Annotated in this window: 23 protein-coding genes; 11 read left to right on the forward strand and 12 right to left on the reverse strand. The window is 58.3% G+C overall.

Going from position 1 to position 21625, the window contains the following annotated elements; genetic code table 11:
* Window positions 1-2: 2 nt before the first annotated feature.
* From lspA to sppA, 6 genes are all read right to left on the reverse strand, one after another.
* Window positions 3-491 carry a signal peptidase II gene (gene lspA, locus ACQZ48_RS21900; protein WP_137409688.1) on the reverse strand — a complete coding sequence of 163 codons (489 nt, stop codon included), beginning with the start codon at window positions 489-491 and terminating at the stop codon, window positions 3-5.
* Window positions 491-1351 (reverse strand): TrmH family RNA methyltransferase, encoded by an 861-nt coding sequence (locus ACQZ48_RS21905; protein ID WP_173987981.1) that lies wholly within the window; start codon window positions 1349-1351, stop codon window positions 491-493. The genes lspA and ACQZ48_RS21905 overlap by 1 nt, the downstream gene beginning before the upstream one ends.
* Window positions 1348-2481, reverse strand: coding sequence for a class I SAM-dependent methyltransferase (locus ACQZ48_RS21910; protein ID WP_089153264.1), 1134 nt, complete (start codon window positions 2479-2481; stop codon window positions 1348-1350). Before ACQZ48_RS21910 ends, ACQZ48_RS21905 begins: the two co-directional genes overlap by 4 nt.
* Window positions 2482-2574: 93 nt before the next feature.
* On the reverse strand, window positions 2575-2916 hold the full coding sequence (locus ACQZ48_RS21915) for a LapA family protein (RefSeq protein ID WP_162520623.1): 342 nt from the start codon (window positions 2914-2916) through the stop codon (window positions 2575-2577).
* A gap of 66 nt (window positions 2917-2982) precedes the next feature.
* Complete coding sequence (locus ACQZ48_RS21920) at window positions 2983-3309, reverse strand: integration host factor subunit beta (RefSeq protein ID WP_219256707.1); 327 nt, start codon at window positions 3307-3309, stop codon at window positions 2983-2985.
* A 2-nt stretch (window positions 3310-3311) separates the two neighbouring features.
* On the reverse strand, window positions 3312-4265 hold the full coding sequence (gene sppA / locus ACQZ48_RS21925; RefSeq protein ID WP_374636270.1) for a signal peptide peptidase SppA: 954 nt from the start codon (window positions 4263-4265) through the stop codon (window positions 3312-3314).
* A 234-nt stretch (window positions 4266-4499) separates the two neighbouring features.
* Between sppA and lptC the strand changes: the two genes are divergently transcribed.
* From lptC to ptsN, 6 genes are all read left to right on the forward strand, one after another.
* Window positions 4500-5165: an LPS export ABC transporter periplasmic protein LptC gene (gene lptC, locus ACQZ48_RS21930; protein ID WP_077984409.1), complete on the forward strand. Its 666-nt coding sequence runs from the start codon at window positions 4500-4502 to the stop codon at window positions 5163-5165.
* A gap of 13 nt (window positions 5166-5178) precedes the next feature.
* Window positions 5179-5742, forward strand: coding sequence for an LptA/OstA family protein (locus ACQZ48_RS21935; protein ID WP_077984408.1), 564 nt, complete (start codon window positions 5179-5181; stop codon window positions 5740-5742).
* Window positions 5743-5775: 33 nt separating this feature from the next.
* Window positions 5776-6561 carry an LPS export ABC transporter ATP-binding protein gene (lptB, locus tag ACQZ48_RS21940; RefSeq protein ID WP_420836199.1) on the forward strand — a complete coding sequence of 262 codons (786 nt, stop codon included), beginning with the start codon at window positions 5776-5778 and terminating at the stop codon, window positions 6559-6561.
* Between the two features lie 265 nt (window positions 6562-6826).
* Window positions 6827-8377, forward strand: coding sequence for an RNA polymerase factor sigma-54 (rpoN, locus tag ACQZ48_RS21945; RefSeq protein WP_448729455.1), 1551 nt, complete (start codon window positions 6827-6829; stop codon window positions 8375-8377).
* A gap of 235 nt (window positions 8378-8612) precedes the next feature.
* Entirely contained in the window at window positions 8613-9185 is a 573-nt protein-coding gene (gene hpf, locus ACQZ48_RS21950) for a ribosome hibernation-promoting factor, HPF/YfiA family (protein WP_077984405.1), read from the forward strand.
* 83 nt (window positions 9186-9268) lie between these two features.
* A complete protein-coding gene (ptsN, locus tag ACQZ48_RS21955; protein WP_003503792.1) occupies window positions 9269-9730 on the forward strand; it encodes a PTS IIA-like nitrogen regulatory protein PtsN in 462 nt (153 codons plus the stop codon).
* Window positions 9731-9810: 80 nt separating this feature from the next.
* Here the strand turns inward: ptsN and grpE are convergent, their stop codons facing one another.
* Window positions 9811-10446 carry a nucleotide exchange factor GrpE gene (gene grpE, locus ACQZ48_RS21960; protein ID WP_077984404.1) on the reverse strand — a complete coding sequence of 212 codons (636 nt, stop codon included), beginning with the start codon at window positions 10444-10446 and terminating at the stop codon, window positions 9811-9813.
* 114 nt (window positions 10447-10560) lie between these two features.
* Complete coding sequence (hrcA, locus tag ACQZ48_RS21965) at window positions 10561-11652, reverse strand: heat-inducible transcriptional repressor HrcA (protein ID WP_142914203.1); 1092 nt, start codon at window positions 11650-11652, stop codon at window positions 10561-10563.
* 135 nt (window positions 11653-11787) lie between these two features.
* Between hrcA and rph the strand changes: the two genes are divergently transcribed.
* Genes rph through hemW form a run of 3 tightly spaced genes read left to right on the forward strand, consistent with a single transcriptional unit; the run spans window position 11788 to window position 14371 of the window.
* The gene (rph, locus tag ACQZ48_RS21970; protein WP_003503798.1) at window positions 11788-12504 is read left to right on the forward strand and encodes a ribonuclease PH; all 717 of its coding nucleotides are present in this window, start codon (window positions 11788-11790) and stop codon (window positions 12502-12504) included.
* A gap of 17 nt (window positions 12505-12521) precedes the next feature.
* Window positions 12522-13166 carry an RdgB/HAM1 family non-canonical purine NTP pyrophosphatase gene (gene rdgB, locus ACQZ48_RS21975; protein ID WP_191217359.1) on the forward strand — a complete coding sequence of 215 codons (645 nt, stop codon included), beginning with the start codon at window positions 12522-12524 and terminating at the stop codon, window positions 13164-13166.
* A 5-nt stretch (window positions 13167-13171) separates the two neighbouring features.
* Window positions 13172-14371 (forward strand): radical SAM family heme chaperone HemW, encoded by a 1200-nt coding sequence (gene hemW, locus ACQZ48_RS21980; RefSeq protein ID WP_142914221.1) that lies wholly within the window; start codon window positions 13172-13174, stop codon window positions 14369-14371.
* A 70-nt stretch (window positions 14372-14441) separates the two neighbouring features.
* Here hemW and dnaA read toward each other — a convergent pair whose 3' ends face one another.
* From dnaA to mutM, 4 genes are all read right to left on the reverse strand, one after another.
* A complete protein-coding gene (gene dnaA, locus ACQZ48_RS21985) occupies window positions 14442-15905 on the reverse strand; it encodes a chromosomal replication initiator protein DnaA (RefSeq protein WP_246666530.1) in 1464 nt (487 codons plus the stop codon).
* Between the two features lie 868 nt (window positions 15906-16773).
* A complete protein-coding gene (gene rpsT, locus ACQZ48_RS21990) occupies window positions 16774-17040 on the reverse strand; it encodes a 30S ribosomal protein S20 (protein ID WP_006310170.1) in 267 nt (88 codons plus the stop codon).
* A 195-nt stretch (window positions 17041-17235) separates the two neighbouring features.
* On the reverse strand, window positions 17236-18009 hold the full coding sequence (locus ACQZ48_RS21995) for an enoyl-CoA hydratase (protein ID WP_077983728.1): 774 nt from the start codon (window positions 18007-18009) through the stop codon (window positions 17236-17238).
* A gap of 34 nt (window positions 18010-18043) precedes the next feature.
* Window positions 18044-18940, reverse strand: coding sequence for a bifunctional DNA-formamidopyrimidine glycosylase/DNA-(apurinic or apyrimidinic site) lyase (gene mutM / locus ACQZ48_RS22000; RefSeq protein WP_137409678.1), 897 nt, complete (start codon window positions 18938-18940; stop codon window positions 18044-18046).
* A 143-nt stretch (window positions 18941-19083) separates the two neighbouring features.
* Here mutM and ubiE point away from each other — a divergent pair, with 143 nt between their 5' ends.
* Window positions 19084-19860: a bifunctional demethylmenaquinone methyltransferase/2-methoxy-6-polyprenyl-1,4-benzoquinol methylase UbiE gene (gene ubiE, locus ACQZ48_RS22005; RefSeq protein ID WP_137409677.1), complete on the forward strand. Its 777-nt coding sequence runs from the start codon at window positions 19084-19086 to the stop codon at window positions 19858-19860.
* 36 nt (window positions 19861-19896) lie between these two features.
* Entirely contained in the window at window positions 19897-21471 is a 1575-nt protein-coding gene (gene ubiB, locus ACQZ48_RS22010; RefSeq protein ID WP_448729456.1) for a 2-polyprenylphenol 6-hydroxylase, read from the forward strand.
* Window positions 21472-21625 lie beyond the last annotated feature (154 nt).

Raw genomic sequence — 21625 nt, forward strand, 5'->3', positions numbered from 1 at the left:
TTTTACTTTTTAGCCGTCCGGGCGTGCAAAAACTCGTCGAGAATGACGCAGGCTGCGCCGATGGTTATGAAACTGTCAGCCAGATTGAAGACTGCGAAAGACCATGTCTGCGTGTGGAACAGGATATAGTCGATGACATGACCGTAAAAAAAACGGTCGAGCAGATTACCGGCAGCACCTGCGATGATGAAGGCGAAACCGAGATGGGCAAAAGTACGGTCCTCCGCCGTCTTTCGCCACAGCCACAAGACGAAGACCACGATGACGAGCCGCATGCTGACGATGAACCAGCCGTGCATGTCCTCCAGCATCGAAAAGGCCACGCCGAGATTGTAGGTGCGATAAAGCGCCAGGAACGGGACAACGGGAACCATCTCCTGCAGCGGCAGATAGGCTTCGACCAGCTGCTTGACGATCTGGTCCAGCACCAGCGCGGCGGCGATCAGCGCGAAAGCCGGGCCGAATTTCGAGAACAATGCCGCTTTGGCCATTACGTCACCGGTGCGAGTTGGAGGAGATGTCGCCGCGCCTCAAACAGCATGACGGCGGTTGCGATGGCGAGATTGAGGCTGTCGGCGCGGCCCTGCTGGGGAATGCGCGCCAACTGGTCGGCCTTGCCGGCGAGTTCCGGCGGCAGGCCGGATTGTTCGTTGCCCATCAAGAGCACGACCGGCTTTCCGGCGTAGTCGATCTTTCGATAGTCCACCGAACCGGCCAGATGGGTGGCTACGACGCTGACCTGCGCCGATTTTTTCCAGGACAGGAATTCCTCGGCCGAAGCGCGGACGACGGGCGTGGCGAAGACCGACCCCATGGTGGCGCGCACCGTTTCCAGCGAAAACGGATCGGTGCAGTCGCCGACAAGAATGACGCCCGAAGCACCCGCCGCATCGGCAGTGCGGATGATGGTGCCCAGATTGCCGGGATCGCGAACCCGGTCGAGCGCGATGTAGGTCTCGCCCTTTTCCGGGCGGATCTCCTTCAGCGGTTTCCATTTCTGTTCAAAAATACCGACGACCATCTGCGGATTGTCGCGGCGGGTGATCGAGGCGATGACCTTTTCACTGACTTCGAGAACCAGTCCGCCCGACGCGACCGTTTTGACCGCCGCCTGCTCCACCAGCGGCTTGCCCTTGGCGGCCTTTGCGTAAACCAGCGTCTTGATCGTCCAGCCCAGTTCGAGCGCGTCAATGACCAGCTTCAGGCCTTCTGCCATGAAGGTGCCGGTCTCTTCCCTACCCTTTTTCTGTGTGAGCGCCTTGATGTCCTTGATGATGGGATTGGCAAGGCTGGTCACTTCCTTGACCTGGCCAACGCGGCGCGTGGTATTTTCGCGCATATCTTTCATCATTTCGGCTCCCAGCGGCTGAACAGCGATGTGGACAGCACACGGCCCGGCGTCTTGCCATCAAGCCCGGCCTCGCGAATGACGAGCTCGCCGGACGCGACGACACCGCCGGCGCCGCGCATGGTTTCACGCATCAGCTCATGCATCGAATAGAAGCTGGCCCTGATCGAATAGGCCGTCAGCACGAGACCGAGCGCCTTGGGCGACAGGATTTCGCGGCAGATATCCAGCATCAGCGGCAGATGGTCGAATAATTGCCAGACTTCGCCATGGGTGCCGCGGCCGAATTTCGGCGGGTCGGTGAGGATGATGTCGTAGCTGCTGCCCCGGCGTTCCTCACGCTGGATGAACTTCATCGCGTCTTCACAAATCCAGCGGATCGGCGCCTGCTCGAGCCCGGCAAGTGCCTGATTTTCCTTGGCCCAGCCAATCGCCTTCTTGGAAGCATCGACATGGGTGACTTCAGCGCCTGCGGCCGCCGCGACCAGCGACGCGACGCCGGTATAACCGAAGAGGTTCAGCACTTTCAGCGGGCGATCGGCCGTTTCGACGGCATGTTTCAGCCATTCCCAATGCACGATCTGTTCCGGAAAGACGCCGACATGACGAAAGGCCGTGAAGCGGCCGAGAAATTCGATGCCAAGCAGGGAAAGGGGCCAGGTTTCGCCGAGCGCCGCCTTCGGGAAGCGCCAGCGGCCCATGCCATCCTCATCCGTATCGCCGGTAAAGACAGCATCGGCATTCTGCCATACGCGGTCCGGGATCGAAGGCTTCCAGAGAGCCTGCGCCTCGGGGCGAACGATGCGGTAATCGCCATATTGTTCGAGCTTCAGGCCGTTACCGCTGTCGATCAGGTGAAAATCACCCGCGCCGCTCGATTCCAGAATGACAGGAACCTGTTCCGCTGGCAGTTCACCGGTGCGATGCTTGAGGGGCCGCGCGGGCACCTGTTCAACGGCCGCCACCGGAATGGCCTTTTCCCTTGGCGCAGGTTTCGGCACGCTGCGGACTGCGTCCGGCTCGCGCTTCTTCGGCGCCGTATCCGTGCGCCGCGCCGGCTTCGCGGCATGGACCTGTTTTTTTTCGCTCCCGGCACGCGCACGATTGCCCGGCCGGCTGTCTTTTTTCTTCAATGGAAATCTTTCCGCTTCTGCCCGCGTCTTATTGCGCCAGCAAATAGCATTCCGCACGCCGCTCGACTAGAGCCGCAGCGACTGTCGGCACCATCACTTTGCCGGGAGTTGTCCCGCATGCGGCAGTTGCCCTGTGGTGGCCGCCTTCTGGCGGTTCGCCTCATCGTGCCAGCGAACGGCCTCTTTTGCTTCGATACGGGCACGTTTGCGATGTTTGCCCTGCGCAAACCATGTGGCCGCCGAGCCCATGAGAACGCCAAAAATGACCGCCAGAAACAGGAAAACAAAAAACGGCGCGGTGAAGGACAGAACGCCGTCTTCCGGCCGGAACGGATTGAGCGCCAGGGTTACCGACTGACGATTGGCCACGCAAAGGATGACGAGGATGATCGCCAGTGGAAGCAGGATGATGAGGTTGATGATTTTTTTCGACATCCGACAATACTCCATCGCTGCGGGCGTTTCGCAGGCTCCTCTTCAGTCGCCCGGCGTCAAGAACGATCAATCGTCCTCTTCGTCGCCCATACCCGGGTTCAGGCGCTCGCGCAGTTCCTTGCCCGTTTTAAAGAAAGGCACCCATTTTTCCTCGACGAAAACCGACTCACCCGTACGCGGGTTCCGGCCCGAGCGGGACGGACGGTTCTTCACCGAAAATGCGCCGAAACCACGAAGTTCGACACGATTTCCTGCCGCCAGGGCATCGGTGATTTCATCCAGCACCGCATTGACGATGTTTTCCACGTCGCGGTGATAAAGGTGCGGGTTACGCGCAGCAACGATCTGCACCAGTTCAGACTTGATCACGGTTGCCCCCTGAAAGAATTGGATTTTTAACGCGGCTCAACCTGCCAAACGGAAACAAGACCGTCAAGAAACAACTTGTCCGCACCGAGCTGGCTGGGGCCTGCGAAGGGAATTAAATCATCATATCCCAGAAGTTTCGCTATTTGCGCAACACTAAAAAGCGCAAAAGGCGAACGGGACGATGGCGCGCGCCATTCGACGATCGGTAAATCCTTGGCAACACCGCGTGTCTCGAAATAGCTGCGAATTTCCTTTTCGCCGCCGAGCGTATCGACGAGCTTGTTGGCAAGCGCCTGCCGGCCGGTGTAAATTGAACCGTCCGCCAGTTTCAGCACGTCCTCGCGCGGCAATTTGCGACGGTCGGCAACGAGATCGACAAACCAGCCGTAGCTGTCCATCACCATGGCGCGGATCATGGTCTTTGCCTCTTCGGGCGCCTCATGGAAAGGCGAAGGCTCGGCCTTCATCGGTGACGACTTGATTTCCTGCAGCGAGACGCCGAGCTTGTCCATCAGCTGGCCGATCTGGGGGTATTGGAAAATCACCCCGATCGAGCCGGTGATCGAGGTTTCACCGGCAATGATGACATCGCCTGCCGATGCGATCATATAACCGGCGGAAGCGGCAAGCGTGCGGACATCGGACACAACCGGCTTCTTTTCGGCCACACCTCTGATAGCCTTGAAGATGCGCTCCCCGCCATAGGTGGTGCCGCCTGGCGAGGAAATCGACACGATCAGCCCTTTGACATTCTCGCTCCTTGCGATCTTGTCGAGCCGCTCGAGCAGTTCGCTATTGTCGGTGATCAGGCCGGAAACCTCGACGCGGGCAATATGAGGCTTCGCACTTTGCTGCGGTCCATCCCATAAAAACCGGTAAAGACCGAAAGCGCCGGCGACAAGCAGCAGAACGGCGGCAATCCGCCAGAAACTCAGCTTGCGGCGCAACCGCCTGCGATCCGCTATCGCCATGTTGTCCATAAAAACCCCTGTCATCCGCTTTTGCGCTTCAGGCCATATGGTTCTTCTAACGCGAAGCCGCAAGGAAACAATAAGGAAACCAGAATTAAGATAAAATTCGCATTTCCCTTGCACCTATCCAGACAAAAACCATATTGGCAGGACAAAGCACACATGCCAAAGACATTTAGATAGAGACACAAGCTTCGATGATGCGCCATTATGGCGCCCTAGAGGCATTCCGGACCCGCTCTTATGCTCGAAAGACTCCGCGAACCCGCGCCAGCATTTTCGCTGCGCAATGACCAGAACGGCGCCTATGACACCGCGCTGCGGCATTCCACGCGCGTGAAGCGGCTGAAGATCATTCTGCCGCTCGGCGCGGCAATCATTTCGCTCGCCTTCATCGCGGTTTCGGTTATCCGAACCTGGGCCCCCGACGAGGTCTCTCTTGAGAGCGCACGAATTGAAGACGGCAAGATCGTGATGGAAAAGCCTGCTGTCGCCGGCCGCAACGAGAAGGGGATCGATTATTCCATGAACGCCGACCGTGCGTTGCAGGACATCGCCAACCCCAATCTCATGACGCTTGAAAAGGTTCTGGCGGCAGTGCCGGTAAACGACAGTGTTGCGCAGGTGATCGCCCAGGAAGGCATTTTCGACCGGGCGACCAACACGCTGAAGATGACTGCGCCTTTTGACATCAATCTCAGCAATGGCATACAAGCGAAGTTCCAGTCTGCGGATGTCGATCTGAAGGCCGGAAAAATGAGCAGCAAAGAGCCGGTTTCGATCAAAACAAACGACGGCTCGATTGTTGCGCAATCGATTGACATCGCCGATAATGGCAAAACAATTACATTTTCGGGGCAGGTACGGGCACGTATCGCTGCATCCAATATCAAGAATGAAGGCAAGTGAGAGCCCGGTCCAGATGATGCAAATTTCCCGTCCCGTTTCCCTCGGCAAATCCGCCGGCCTTGCAGCCGCAGGTCTTGTTCTTTCGTGTCTTGCAACTGTGGCCTTCGCCCAGAACACCACCAGCAACATGCAGGGCGTCAAACTCTCCGGTGACCAGCCTATCGCGATTGAAAGCGATCAGCTCGAGATTCGCGATCAGGAGCGCAAGGCCTATTTCACCGGCAATGTGAAAGTGGTGCAGGGAACGACCACCCTTCAGGCTGGCAAGATGACGGTGAATTACAAGGGCGAGGGTTCTTCGCTCACCAGCGGCGACGCCAATATCGAAAAAATCTTCGTCGACAATAATGTCTACCTGACGTCCGAGACCCAGAAAGCCACGGCCGACCACGGTGAATTCGACATGGCGGCGCAGACCTTCATTCTGACGGGCAAGCAGGTCGTGCTGTCTGAAGGTACGAATGTCTTCACCGGCTGCAAGCTGACCGTGCTGATGAATACGGGGCAGGCCAAGCTGGAAAGCTGCGGCGGCCCTGTTCGGATCATGCTTGATCCGAAATCCCAGAAAAAACAGTAGTCTTTCCTCGTGAAGATACCCTCGATCTCAAAGATATTCGGCGGCGGGCGCGATCGATCCGCGGACGCAGCCTCGCCGGTGGACAAGACCCCCTATCAGGGCACGCTGATCGCGCATGGCCTGACGAAGACCTATAATACGCGCCGCGTCGTCAACGGGGTTTCGCTGGTCGTGCGCCGTGGCGAAGCCGTGGGTCTGCTCGGCCCGAACGGCGCCGGAAAAACCACCTGTTTTTATATGATAACGGGCCTGGTGCCCGTCGATACCGGCAAGATCGCCATCAACGGCAATGATGTCACCACCATGCCGATGTACAGGCGCGCCCGTCTCGGCGTCGGTTACCTGCCGCAGGAAGCTTCGATCTTCCGGGGATTGACGGTCGAGGAAAACATCCGCGCCGTACTGGAAGTGCATGAGCCGGACGCTGACAAGCGCAACCGCAAGCTCGATGAGCTGCTGGAAGAGTTTCATATCGCGCAACTGCGGAAATCGCCGGCCGTGGCGCTTTCGGGCGGCGAGCGGCGGCGTCTGGAGATTGCCCGCGCGCTCGCGACCGATCCGACCTTCATGCTGCTGGATGAACCCTTCGCGGGCGTCGATCCGATTTCGGTCAGCGATATCCAGAATCTGGTGCGGCACCTGACAGCGCGTGGCATCGGCGTTCTCGTGACTGACCACAATGTCCGTGAAACGCTCGGCCTCATCGACCGCGCATACATCATCCATGCCGGCGAAGTGCTGACGCATGGGCGTCCGGACGATATCGTCAACAATCCGGATGTGCGCCGCCTCTATCTCGGCAATAATTTCAGCCTTTGAGACCTGGAGCCGGACGGCGAAGCCTGTGTGCGGTTTTGCTTGAAATCCGGCTCTAATTATATGATCTATATCATGATTTAGGATTTCAGGTCGTTTCGGCTTTAAATCATCATGATCGGCACGCGAAAGATTCTTCATCGCGCCCGGCCCTGACGCTTGACCAAACAAAATAAAAAAGCAATTTTTGGGCCAAGTCCTGTCGTCTCAGTAAAATTTCTGGAAAATCAGACGATGGAGAAGCTGTAAGGGGAGTTTCGCGTCCGCCATGGCATTGTCTGCCAGCCTTTTGCTGCGTCAAAACCAGTCTCTCGTGATGACACCGCAACTGATGCAGTCCATCCAGCTGCTTCAGATGACGCATTTCGAGCTGACGCAGTTCATCGCGCAGGAGGTAGAGCGCAATCCGCTGCTGGAAATTGCGGCAAACGATGGCGATTTAAGCAGCGATACACCTGTAGACGCGGAAAGTTTTGGCGACGCCGATAGCGAAAGTTCGGAGAGATCCGCCACGGTGACGTCAGACAGTGACGACTGGTACGGCGACCGCGCCGCAAATCTCGGCGAGCAACTTGACACCAGCTTTGAAAACGTCTTTCCCGACGATGCCGAGCCCAGAAAGGCCGATGCGCCCGAACTGGCCGGCCAATGGAAATCCATGCCCGGCCAGGAGTCGGGAGAAAGTTACGATCTCGACGATTTCGTTGCGGCCAGACAGAGCCTCGGCGACCATCTCAATCAGCAACTGCCGCTCGCCATATCCGCCGCCGAGGACCGGATGATCGCCGATGCGCTGATCGGCCAGCTTGACGAGACCGGCTATATTGCGGCGGATGCCGTCGACGACGTCGCCGAACGGCTGGGGGCGGCTCCATCGGCGGTCGAACACGTTCTGAAGACGCTTCAGGGCTTCGACCCACCGGGTGTATTTTCCCGTTCCTTAAGCGAGTGTCTGTCGATCCAGCTTGCCCAGAAGGATCGGCTCGACCCGGCCATGCGGGCTTTCGTCGACAATCTGGAACTTCTGGCGAAACGCGACTTCGCCTCCTTGAAAAAAATCTGCGGCGTCGATGAGGAAGATCTCCTCGACATGCTGGCGGAAATCCGCACGCTCAATCCCCGCCCCGGCGCCGGTTACGATTCAATGGTTTCGGAGACCATCGTTCCCGATATTATCGTTCGCCCCTCCTCCACCGGCGGCTGGCTGGTGGAAATCAATCCAGAGACCCTGCCGCGCGTGCTCATCAACCAGAGTTACTTCGCCGAGGTGTCGAAACATAAGGCGCGCGCGGGCGAGGATCAGGATTTTCTGGCCGAATGCATGCAAACGGCCCATTGGCTGACCCGCAGCCTCGACCAGCGCGCCCGGACGATCATGAAGGTGGCGACGGAAATCGTTCGCCAGCAGGATGCCTTCCTCGTCTATGGTGTCGACCAGCTGCGCCCGCTGAACCTCAAGACGGTGGCCGACGCCATCAAGATGCATGAATCCACCGTCAGCCGGGTGACAACAAAAAAATACATGCTGACGCCGCGCGGGCTGTTCGAACTGAAATATTTCTTCAGCGTCTCGATCAGCGCCGTGGAAGGCGGAGACAGCCATTCGGCGGAAGCGGTGCGTCACCGCATCAAGGCCATGATCGCGCAGGAAGCCGCCGAGGCGGTTCTTTCAGACGATGATATCGTCGACAACCTGAAAAAGAGCGGCGTCGATATCGCCCGGCGCACCGTCGCCAAATATCGGGAGGCGATGAACATCCCCTCCTCCGTGCAGAGGCGTCGGGAAAAGAAGGCGTTGGCCAAGCTGGCTGTATTCTGAGCGGTAGCCACGAACAACGTTTATGGCGGTTTTTTGCCGCACCATTGACTCTTGCCACGGCAGCGGCTAGAAGCCCGCCGCACACGTCAGCAAGGTCATTTGTAACGGATTCATCTCCACCGTCCATGGGCGTAAAATTCGAATGAGGGCTTTTTAAGGTCTTCGAAACGCTTGGATGCGCGCGCGGCTTGACGTAAGCTGGTACTCGCAAATCACTACAAAAAGGAAAATTTCCATGAGTGTGCGTGTATCTGGTAAACATATGGAGATCGGTGAATCTTTCCGGCAGCGGATTGAGGACAATATAGGTCTGGCGGTTACCAAATACTTCGATGGGGGGTATTCAGGCCAGGTAACCGTGGAGAAATCCGGATCGCGTTTTGCCGCCGATTGCAAGCTGCATCTCGATACCGGCGTTGTATTGCACGCGGCGGGTCAGGCAAATGATCCGCAGGCGAGCTTCGATGCCGCCGCAGAGCGGATCGAGAAGCGCCTGCGCCGCTACAAGCGCAAGCTTAAGGACCACCATAATGGCGCCAATGGCATGTCGCAGGAAATCGCCTATACGGTGATGGATGCTGTTCCCGATGAGGACCACGAGGTTCCTGACGATTACGCACCCACCATCGTTGCGGAGAGTTCCAAACAGATTAAGACGATGTCCGTCGCCAGCGCCGTGATGGCGCTCGACATGACGGACGAACCGGTTCTGCTGTTCCGCAGCCCGGGCAAGGAATATCTCAACATCGTTTACCGGCGTCATGACGGCAATATTGGCTGGATCGACGCGGAAACGATCAAGAGCTGAACAGTCTGACAAGACGTGGGAGGCAGGGCGCGAAAGTGCAGTCTGCCTCCTGCATCGTCTCGATGGCATGAAGGAAAAAGAGAATGGCGTTGGCAGATTTGCTGCAACAAGATGCGATTATTCCCGCCCTCAAGGTGAATTCCAAAAAGCAGTTGCTTCAGGAGCTGGCCGCAAAGGCAGCCAGAATTACCGGAGTCTCGGAACGGGAAGTTTTCGACGTCATCCTCCAGCGTGAGAAACTCGGCTCCACCGGTGTGGGCCACGGTATCGCCATTCCGCATGGCAAGCTCAATAGCATCCATCAGATCACCGGCGTCTTCGCACGTCTTGAAACACCGGTCGATTTCGAAGCGCTGGACGACCAACCGGTCGACCTGGTTTTCCTGCTGCTCGCGCCCGAGGGCGCCGGCGCGGATCATCTGAAGGCCTTGTCCAGAATCGCACGCGCCCTGCGCGACCCTGAACTGGTCGCCAAACTGCGCGCTACCGATTCCGACACGGCAATCTACGCTTTCCTCAATCAGGAGCAAGCGACAGCGGCCTGATCGTGGGTTCCGCCTTAGTTTTAACGGCAATAAAAAACGCGCCCTGAAGGCGCGTTTTTTATGACGTAAGGACAGAAGCCTTACGCGTCCTTTTCATTGAGAGACGAGGTGCCCGGCTCAGAGGATGCTGCAACGTCCGCCTTCGGGCCGCCCTTGGCAACGCCGACCATCGCCGGACGCAGGACGCGATCGCCTATGGTGAAACCAGCCTGAACCACCTGCAACACGGTGTTGTTTGGAACCTTAGTGTTGGGAATCTCAAACATGGCCTGATGGAAATTCGGATCGAATTTCTGGCCCTCGGCATCGATCTTCTTCACGCCGTGGCGTTCCAGCGTCGACAGCATCGAGCGTTCGGTCATCTCGACACCTTCGATCAGACCGTTGAGACCGGCTTCGCCGTTGGTCTTTAGCTCATCGGGAATGGCTTCGAGCGCGCGGCGAAGATTATCGGAAACGGCGAGCATGTCGCGTGCGAAACCGGCCAGGGAATAGGCCTTGGCATCCTTGACATCGCGCTCGGTGCGACGGCGAAGATTGTCCATCTCGGCTGCAAGGCGAAGGAATTTATCGCGCAGATCGGCGTTCTCAGCCTTGAGCAGCTCGACCGGATCGGGTTCTGCCGTTTCGGCCTGTTCTTCACCTACCAGGGCAGGATCGACAAACTCTTCCGCGACGTCCGCGTCAGGTCCGGGCTTTTTTGTATCGTCGGTCATGACGTTCTCCAGATTTGAATATTGTTGGTTGCGCCCGATATCGAGCTTTGACGGGCAAAAATCAAGGCTTGCGGCGAAAAGCTTGCCGCATTCTCTGACCTTTGCGGGCCTGTCCTATCTTTGCTTGCGGGAAAGGCGCGCCATGATCTGCGCGGTATAATCCACCATCGGCACGATACGGGCGTAATTCAGCCGGGTCGGGCCGATAACGCCGACCGCGCCCACGACACGATTGTCCTCGTCACGATAGGGCGCGACGATCAGCGACGAACCGGACAGCGAAAACAACTTGTTTTCCGAGCCGATGAAAATCCTGACGCCTGAGCCGCTTTCCGCAAGGTTGAGGATTTCGATGAGATTTTCCTTACGCTCCAGATCGTCGAACAGCAGGCGCACCCGATCGATATCCTCTTCACCGGCGAGGCCTTCGAGCAGGTTGGAGCGACCGCGAACGATGAGACGGCCGAGCTTGCCCTCTTCATTGTCTCCCGCCCACACCGCAAGACCACGTTCCACGAGGTCCTGCGCCAATATGCCGAGTTCCGATTGCAGTTCCGCCTGCTGCGCCTGAAACTGACCGCGCAATTCATGCAGCGTCTGACCGGAGAGATGAGCATTGATGAAATTCGCAGCCTCGGTCAATTGCGACGAGGAAATACCGGCCGGCAATTCGATGATGCGGTTTTCGACCTGATTGTGGTCACCCACCAGCACGGCGAGCGCCTTGGTGGGCTCCAGCCTTATGAATTCCACATGTTTGAGGATGACATCGTTCTTGGCGGTCAGCACCAGGCCGGCGCCACGCGACATGCCGGAAAGCATGCGGCTTGCTTCCGTCAGCAACCCTTCCAGCGACTGTTCGTGACCGGCGACCGGCCCGATCTGGCGGTCGATACTAGCCCTCTCCTCGGCGGGCAGATCGCCCACCTGCATGAAGGCATCAACAAAGAAGCGCAATCCCGTCTGCGTGGGCAAACGCCCGGCGCTGATATGCGGCGAATAAATGAGGCCGAGCTCCTCGAGATCGCTCATGACATTGCGCACGGAGGCAGGCGAAAGCGACATCGGCAGAAGTCGCGACAGGCTGCGCGATCCGAGCGGTTCGCCCGTATCGAGGTAACCTTCGACGATGCGCCGGAAAATTTCCCGAGACCGTTCATCCAGCAGCGATGCCTGATCTTGTGATAGCGGTGCGGAAAAACCCATTTCGTCCGTTCTTTGTCGTTCAAACCAGCTTGCATCAATATAATGCGTTGCAACGCCGCGGCAAAATGGAAATTGGCTTTGCAAAAGCCCGGACCTCGCCTTAGAAGGCAGGGACCAACATGGAGAGTGGATCATATGCGGCCTTCAGGCAGAAAAACCGACCAGATGCGCAAGGTTTCCTTCGAACGCAATTTCTCGAAACATGCCGAAGGCTCCTGTCTCGTGAAATTCGGCGACACGCATGTGCTCGTCACCGCAAGCCTAGAAGAAAAGACGCCACCGTGGCTGCGCAACAGCGGCAAGGGCTGGGTCACCGCCGAATATGGCATGCTGCCGCGCTCCACCCATGAACGCATGAAGCGCGAGGCCGCTTCCGGCAAGCAGGGCGGACGCACACAGGAAATCCAACGCCTCATCGGCCGCTCGCTGCGAGCCGTCGTCGACCTGCAGGCGCTCGGCGAGCGCCAGATCAGCATCGACTGCGACGTCATCCAGGCCGATGGCGGCACCCGCACCGCCTCCATTACCGGCGCATGGATTGCCCTGCATGACTGCCTGAAATGGATGGAAACCCGCAACATGATCAAGGTCGAGAAAGTTCTGAAGGACCATATCGCCGCGATCTCCTGCGGCATCTTCGCCAACCAGCCGGTGATCGATCTCGACTATCTCGAAGATTCCTCGGCCGAAACCGATGCCAATTTCGTCATCACCGGCTCGGGCGGTATCGTCGAGGTTCAGGGAACGGCTGAAGGCGCGCCCTTCTCCGAGGAAGAATTCCTGACGCTGCTCGGTCTCGCCAAGGCCGGTTGCAGCGAACTGGTCGCCCTTCAGAAACAGGCGATCGCCTGAGCCGACGGGAAAGAACCATGCGCAAGCTCGATACCAGAACGATCGTTGTCGCCAGCCATAACAAGGGCAAGATCGCCGAAATCGCCGATCTGATCGGCCCTTTCGGTTTCTCCGCCAAATCTGCGGCGGAGCTGAACTTCTCAGAACCGGACGAGACGGGCACCACCTTCGAGGAAAATGCCGCCATCAAGGCGCTTGCCTCCGCGAAGGCCTCAGGCCTGCCCGCCTTGTCCGACGATTCCGGTCTTGTTATCGACGCGCTTGACGGTGCGCCGGGTGTCTATACCGCCAATTGGGCGGAGACGGCTGATGGGACGCGCGATTTCGCCATGGCGATGCAGAAGGTCGAGGATGCGCTGGCCGAGCGAGGAGCTTCGAAGCCGGAGGATCGCACCGGCCGCTTCGTCAGCGTGCTGTGTCTCGCCTGGCCGGACGGGCATGTCGAATATTTCCGTGGCGAGGTGGAAGGCACTGTTGTGTGGCCGCCGCGCGGAACGAGCGGTTTCGGTTATGATCCCATCTTTAAACCCGAGGGATATGAGACCACATTCGGCGAAATGAGCGCGGATGAGAAACATGGCTGGAAACATGGCGACGCCTTTGCATTGTCGCACCGCGCCCGCGCCTTCAAGAAATTCGTAGAAACCTGCCTGGAGGCATGAACCCGATGGTCGGGGAGCACCAACTTTCTGCCCCCGGCGCATCGCTTCTGCCGGATACGGGCGATCCCGGCTTCGGGATTTATCTGCATTGGCCCTTCTGCGCGGCCAAGTGCCCTTATTGCGACTTTAACAGCCATGTCCGCCACCGGCCGGTGGATCAGGAACGGTTTACCGCAGCTTTCCTGCGTGAAATGGAACATATGCGGACGCTGAGCGGCCCGCGCGTCGTCACCAGCATTTTCATGGGCGGTGGTACGCCCTCGCTGATGGACCCGCAGACTGTTGGCGCGCTACTGGATGGCATCTCGCGTTTCTGGCACGTGCCTGATGGTATCGAGATCACCATGGAAGCCAATCCTTCCAGCGTCGAGGCGGAACGGTTTCGCGGTTATCGAGCGGCGGGTGTCAATCGTGTCTCGCTCGGTGTGCAGGCACTGAACGACCGCGATCTGAAATTCCTCGGCCGCCTGCATGATGTCGCCGATGCCTTGAAAGCCATCCGGCTGGCGCGGGAGATTTTTCCGCGTATGTCCTTTGACCTCATCTATGCCCGCCCGAACCAGACGGTGGCCGAATGGGATGCCGAGCTGAAGGAGGCCGTCTCCTACGCCGTCGATCATCTGTCGCTCTATCAGCTGACCATCGAAGAAGGCACTCCCTTTTATGGCCTGCACAAGGCCGGCAAGCTCATCGTGCCCGACGGCGAGCATTCCGCCGTGCTTTATGAGGCGACGCAGGAAATCACCGAACGTTACGGCATGCCCGCCTATGAGGTTTCCAATCATGCCCGGCCCGGCGCCGAAAGCCGCCATAACCTGACCTACTGGCGCTATGGCGATTACGCCGGCATCGGCCCCGGTGCGCATGGACGCCTGACGCGTGGCGCTTCCAAGCTCGCAACCGCGACTGAACGCCACCCCGAAACCTGGCTCGAAACCGTCGAACGGGAAGGCCATGGCATGGTCGATCAGGAACTGCTTGGCGTCGACGAACAGGCCGACGAATTGCTGCTGATGGGGCTTCGCCTGCGCGAGGGCATCGACCTCGCCCGCTGGAGCGATCTTTCCGGCCGCGACCTTGACCCGGAAAAGGAAGAGTTTCTTCTCCAGCACGGTTTCGTGGAGAGGATCGGCAATTCCCGCCTGCGCTGCACACCATCAGGCATGCTCATTCTCGATGCCGTGGTGGCCGATCTCGCCTGCTGACGCTCGCAATGCCCTGCATAAACCATAGACAGGACGACAATAAAAAAGCGGCCCGAAGGCCGCTTCTTTTTTATGCGTTGTTTTCGTTGATCAGGCGCTTCAGCAACTCGACCTCATGGCCGAGCTTGGTGTCGCCGGAGATCAACTCCTCGATCTTGCGCACGGCGTGCAGAACCGTGGTGTGATCGCGACCGCCAAAACGGCGGCCAATCTCGGGGAAAGAACGCGGCGTCAGCATCTTGGCCAGATACATGGCGATCTGGCGCGGCTTCACGATGACGCGGGTGCGACGGTTGGACACCAACTCCTGCCGCGACACATTATAGTGCTTGGCGACGATGCGCTGAATATCCTCGATGCGCACGCGCTTTGCTTCACCCGTCCCGACAAGATGCGACAGCAGCTCATCGACCCGATCGACCGAGAGGTTCGGCTCGAAAGAACGCCGGAACATCAGCTGGTTGAAAGCGCCTTCCAGTTCGCGTCCGCTTGCTGTCACGCTTTTGGCCACATGGGTCAGAATCTCATCCGAAATCTCGAAAGACGGATCGTCCTGACGCGCAGAGCCGAGGCGACGGTTCAGCATTTCATAACGCATGTCGTAATCGGGACCTTCGATCTCGATGGCCATGCCGCCTTGAAGACGGGAACGGACACGCGGATCGAGCGATTCCAGCTCCCAGGGCGCACGGTCAGCCGCGACAACGACCTGCTTGGCGCTGTCGAGCAGCATGTTCAGCAAGTGGCAGAATTCATGCTGGATCATCTTGCCCTGCAGGAACTGCATGTCATCGATGACGAGCAGGTCGATATTGCGCAGCGTGTCCTTCAGCGTCAGCGCATCATTGTCGCGGATTGCGGTCGCGAAACGCCACATGAAATATTCCGCCGTCAGATAGACCACACGCGGATTGCGCGGGCTGTCGATGGCGGCATTGGCGATGGCCTGCAGAAGATGCGTCTTACCAAGGCCAACACCCGCATGAATGAACAGCGGATTGAAGCGCACGGCGCCGGCGCCGGCTTCGGCAATCGTCTTTGCCGCCGCAAGCGCGACACGGTTGGAAGAGCCTTCGACAAAGGTGTCGAAGGTGAAACGTGTATCGAGCGGCGAGCCGAACAACGGCCCGGAACCGCCCTGACGCAGGGTCGCCTGCGAAGCCGCAGGCTGCGCCGCAGGCGACGTCGCGGGCTGCGACGGAATGAAGGACTTGTTACGTTGAGCCGCGCCGACCTCCGGAACGGGCTGCGCCCTTTCCTCGGTCTGAGCCGGGCGGACCGGGCGGCTGGCCGAGCGGACCAGAATCTCCACCTTCAGCACATCCGGATCCTCGCTCTGGACGAGGTTCGTAATCAGATCCATGTAACGGTTATTGATCCAGGATTTCAGAAAAGTCGTCGGAACGGTAAAACGAACGACGCTTTTCGAAACGGAATGGAGTTTGAGCCGTGCAAACCAACTCGCATAGACTTCCGGACCAACCTGTGCCTTGAGCCGCGCGCTAAAACGTTCAAACAGCGCATCGTGCGTCATTGCCGATTTGTCCCCTGCCGCATCTGAGCAAGCTGCATCACGCGTCTTTGGTGCGCGGTCCCCATCAGCCACAGCACCCATCGCCAAATTCAATTGCATATTGCCGCCTTTCAAATTGCCAATCATAGCCTGACGATCAAAGATCGATCGCCAGAGATCCCCCTCGTTATTTTTGCCCCCAGCGTTCCCCTCGAAAGAACGTCAAAGACGAGTACTTGTTTGCGAGCCGGTTATCCCATTTCCCTCCCCCTCATGGAGAGGCCTGCGACACGCTAAAACGCTCCTTTCGCTACAACCTTAAGGCGCATTCTTGAGGACAAAAAACTCCTGCCCGTTCCGGAGACCGAAACGGCGCAAAAAGCTCCATGACCTGAAAAAACGGACCCCGAAAGACCCGCCAGCAAGAAGGTGAATATCGTCGATACGATCATCGAGATAATCTGTGGACTGAGATCCGCACCCCTTGTTGAAATGCATTTAGGCAGGATCATGGGGAGAGATCAATGGCGTTTTTTCTGCAAAAACTCAGATCGGCCATTGACTCGCAAAGGCCGTTTTGCATCACCGACGGGGTGCTAAGCAGAATCGCTTATGAATCAATGAGATTCAATTTTGGCATTTTTTGAGAGCCGATTTTGGCAAAAAAATAAAAATCTTCTTGACTCAAAACTAGCTGCGACTTCCGTAGAGAAAGCCTCCTAGCTTTCTGAAGACCTCCAGCAAGCTATTGTTTTTATTATAAATTTCCTGTCGTCCATCTGACATGCGTTTGTCACGTTACGGCAGCAATGGTTAACGGGCAGTTAGAATCACAAAAAGCCCGGTCAAAAGACCAGGCTTTTTGAATAATTATTTGTGATTAGCCGGATTAGGCGGAAAGAGCCTTAACGCGCTGTGCGAGACGCGACACCTTGCGGGATGCCGTGTTGCCATGCAGAACGCCGCGGGTCGCTGCGCGCTGGATCTCAGGCTGGGCTGCCTTCAGAGCTTCGGTGGCGACTGCCAGATCACCGGTAGCGATTGCTTCCTCGACCTTGCGGATGAAGCCGCGAACGCGCGAACGGCGAGCCTTGTTGACTGCGGTACGGCGAGCGATCTTGCGGGTCGCCTTTTTCGCCGAAGTTGTATTGGCCATGTATGCCTCTCTTCGAATTCAAACCAAATTCCGCAACCATAGGATCGGGTCGTTCGAAGACCTCACGTAACCCAAGAATGCGGGAGTAATTTCGGACAAGCCGGATGGCTTTCCTTAACCGTGGGCGGGCATATACCGCTAAAGCTTACGCCCGTCAACGCGCAAAACGCTTAAAAGCGCCGATATTCCGAATCCTTAGCGATTCCGGAAAGCGGGTTTGCGCTTTTCGACGAAGGCGGCCATGCCCTCCTTCTGATCCGCCGTGGCGAACAGCGACTGGAAGGATCGTCTTTCATATCGCAGTCCTTCCGAAAGCGGGACTTCAAAGGAGCGGTTGACGCTTTCCTTGGCCATGAGAACGGAAGCACGCGACAGGGAAGCGATGCGGGTTGCCGCCTCCACCGCCTCATCCATGAGATTTGCAGCCGGTACGACACGCGACACGAGGCCGGCCCGCTCGGCTTCCGCCGCGTCCATCATGCGTCCGGTCAGAACCAGATCCATGGCCTTCGCCTTGCCCACTGCCCGTGTCAGCCGCTGCGAGCCCCCCATGCCGGGAATGACGCCGAGGGTGATTTCCGGCTGGCCGAACTTCGCCGTCTCCGAAGCGATGATGAAATCGCACATCATCGCCAGTTCGCAGCCGCCGCCGAGCGCAAAGCCGGATACGGCGGCGATGACCGGCTTGCGGGTGGCCGCAACCTCGTCCCAGCCGCCGAGAAAATCGCCGACATAGGCGTCGACGAAATCCAGCCCCTGCATTTCCTTGATGTCAGCGCCCGCCGCAAATGCCTTTTCCGAGCCCGTGATAATAATCGCACCGATGGAATCATCGGCGGAGAAGGAAGAAAGAATGTGCCGCAGCTCTTTCAGAAGCACCGAATTGAGGGCGTTGAGCGCCTTGGGTCGGTTGAGGGTGATGATGCCCACCTCATCGCGTTTCTCGACCAGTATCGTTTCATAGTCCACGGCAATCTCCTCTTCTCCGTAATTTGCGGCACCGCTATTTCTGGCAGGCGGCGCAATAGAAGGTAGAACGACCGGCCTGTACCACCCTTTCAACCGTACCCCCGCAGCCGGGTGTCCGGCAAGGCTGGCCTTCTTGGTCGTAGACCGAAAAGGAATGCTGGAAATAACCGAGCGTTCCGTCCGTCTGTATATGGTCTCGCAATGAGGAGCCGCCCGCGGCGATCGCATCCGCGATCACGTCGCGGATTTTCTCCGTCAGATCGATGAGCTGCGCTTTGGGTTTGCCACCTTTCGTCACCAGCGTTCCCGCTGCCCGCAAGGGTGAAAGATGCGCGCGCCACAGCGCCTCGCAGACATAGATATTGCCGAGACCGGCAATGACCTTCTGGTCCAGCAACGTGCTTTTAAGAGGCTGGCTTTTGCCCGCAAACCGGCTTGCCAGATAATCGGCGCTCAGCGCATTGCCGGTCGGCTCCGGGCCAAGTTCTGCAAAAGCGGGGTAAAGATCGAGCCTGTTGCGCTCCACCAGATGCATGAAGCCGAAGCGGCGCGGATCATTATAGATGACGCAGACGCGCTCTTCCCCTTTATCCAGATGAAAGACGACATGGTCATGCTTGCCGTCCTTGGAACGGGCATAATGAAACGTACCGGGCGCTTCACCGCCCTCACCCATTTCCGCCTCAATGCGGAACGAGCCGGACATGCCGAGATGGGACACGATCGTCAGCCCGCCCTCCAGCTCGATGAGGAGATATTTCGCCCTGCGCCCAAGCGAGATGATCGTCTTTCCCTCAATAAGCTCTGCGAAATCCTCTGGAAACGGAAACCGCAGATCGGGGCGCCCGAGATGAAGCTTGCGGACCTTTGCACCTTCCATGGCAGGCGCAAGGCCGCGTCTGACCGTTTCGACTTCCGGCAATTCTGGCATCTGGCTTATCCGACAGTTTATCGTTAGGACCATGTGGTCTATAGAGTGCACGCGAAATGTCGCGCCCAGGCGATGCGGCAACAGATAGCGTTGCCATGGCGTTTCCGCTATGGTCCGCCACGCAATAAATATGGAGACAGACGATGACCGACGCCCGTACCACTGCCCAAGGCGGCATGGAAACGTCCTATGGCTTCCACAAGGTGGACGAAGGCAAGAAGCAGGGGCTGGTCAACGAGGTCTTCCATAAGGTGGCCAAGCGCTACGACATCATGAACGATGTGATGTCGGCCGGCCTGCACCGGCTGTGGAAGGACGCCATGGTCTCCTCGCTTTCGCCGCGCAAGGATCCTTCCTACAAGATCCTGGACGTAGCGGGCGGCACTGGCGATATCGCCTTCCGCATCATCGAAGCCTCCAACCGCCTGGCACATGCCACCGTTCTCGATATCAACGGCTCGATGCTGGCCGTCGGCGAGGAGCGCGCAGCAAAAAAGAAACTTTCCGGTAATCTGACCTTCGTTGAGGCCAATGCCGAGGAGCTGCCCTTCGAGGCGAATACATTCGACGCGTATACGATCGCATTCGGCATTCGCAACGTGCCGCGCATCGATGTCGCGCTGAAGGAGGCCCATCGCGTGCTGAAACGTGGCGGACGGCTGCTGGTGCTGGAGTTTTCCGAAGTCGAAATGCCGCTGCTCGACCGAGTCTATGATGCATGGTCGTTCAACGCCATTCCGCAATTCGGCAAGATGATCACCGGCGATGCCGAGCCTTATCAATATCTGGTCGAGTCGATCCGCAAATTCCCCAATCAGGAGGACTTTGCCACGATGATCCGCACCGCCGGCTTTTCCCGCGTCACCTATACCAACTATACCGGCGGCATCGCCGCCCTGCATTCCGGCTGGAAGCTTTAAGACCATGGCCGGCAGACGCAGGAGACAAGCATAAGCATGAGTACTTTGGGCGCATATTTCCGCCTCGCAAGGGTTGGCTGGGTTCTCGTGCGCGAAGGTGTCGTGCTGGCCCTGCCTTCCGATGACCTGCCTGCTCCCGCCCAATTGTTAAAAGCGCTGCTGAAGCCTTTCGCCCGCAGCAAGGCGAAAAGGGCGCAACGCAGTGACCGTCTGGCGGTGGCTGTCGAGCGGCTTGGCCCATCCTATGTGAAGATGGGTCAATTTCTCGCCACCCGGCCGGATGTGGTGGGCGCCGACTTCGCCGACGATCTCGCGAGCCTTCAGGACCGCATGGCCTTCTTCCCGGCGGCTGCGGCGAAGGCGAATATCGAGGGCTCGCTCGGACGGTCGGTATCCGATCTCTACAGGGAATTCGGCGATCCGATCGCCGCCGCCTCCATCGCCCAGGTGCATCCGGCCATGGTGGATACGCCGAAAGGGCCGCGCAAGGTGGCCGTCAAGGTCATTCGTCCGGGTGTTCGCCAGCGTTTCCAGAACGATCTCGAGGCGATGTATCTGATCGCCGATCTGCAGCAGCGTTTCGTCCGCTCCGCCCGCCGCCTACGCCCCGTAGAGGTGACACGCACGCTGGAGCAGACCACCAAGATCGAGATGGATCTGCGGCTCGAGGCCGCCGCTCTTTCCGAACTTGCGGAGAACACCAAGGACGATCCCGGGTTCCGGGTTCCCGAGGTCGATTGGGAGCGCACCGGGCGTGATGTCGTCACCATGGAGTGGATCGACGGCGTCAAGATGTCGAACATCGAAGGGTTGAAGGCCGCCGGCCATGACCTGAACAAACTCGCCGACACACTGATCCAGTCCTTCCTGCGGCACACGCTGCGCGATGGTTTTTTCCACGCCGACATGCATCCCGGCAATCTCTTCGTCGACGCTGAGGGCGAGATCGTCGCTGTCGACATGGGCATCGCCGGACGTCTTGGCAAAAAGGAACGCCGCTTCCTTGCCGAGATCCTCTACGGCTTCATTACCCGCGACTATATGCGGGTGGCTGAAGTGCATTTCGAGGCCGGTTACGTGCCGGGCCATCACGATAAAGCCAGTTTCGCGCAGGCGATCCGCGCCATTGGTGAACCGATCCACGGCCAGCCGGCCGAGACGATCTCCATGGGCAAGTTGCTGACGTTGCTGTTCGAAGTGACCGAACTTTTCGACATGGAAACGCGGCCGGAACTCGTGATGCTGCAAAAGACCATGGTGGTGGTGGAAGGCGTATCGCGCATGCTCAATCCGCAATTCAACATGTGGAAGGCGGCAGACCCGGTCGTCGGCGGCTGGATCAGGGACAATCTCGGCCCGAAGCGCATTGTCACCGATCTGAAGGACGGCATGAAGGCGGCCCTCAAGCTTGCCGAGGCAGCGCCGGAGATTGCGGCCAAGACGGAAAAGCTGCATTCGGAACTGATGTATATGAGCGAAAACGGCCTGCGTTTCGACACGCAGACGGCGGAAGCCATTGGCAAGGCGGAAGCGCGCCACACCAAATGGGGACGGGCGGCACTCTGGGTCATAGCGCTGACGCTTGTTTACATCGCAATCAGGATAAGCTGAACATTTCGGCACCGGTGAGTGCCATGTTTGTGTAATGCATTCGAGCGATAAAGGCCTGATCTCCAATCGAGACAGGTGATCGATGCGGGGGTAAGGGCTGCTTTGACGCCGGCGCGAAATTGCGCCGGCGGTATAGACGAATGATGCCGGACGG

The organism is Agrobacterium sp. 22-209-1, assembly GCF_053522485.1.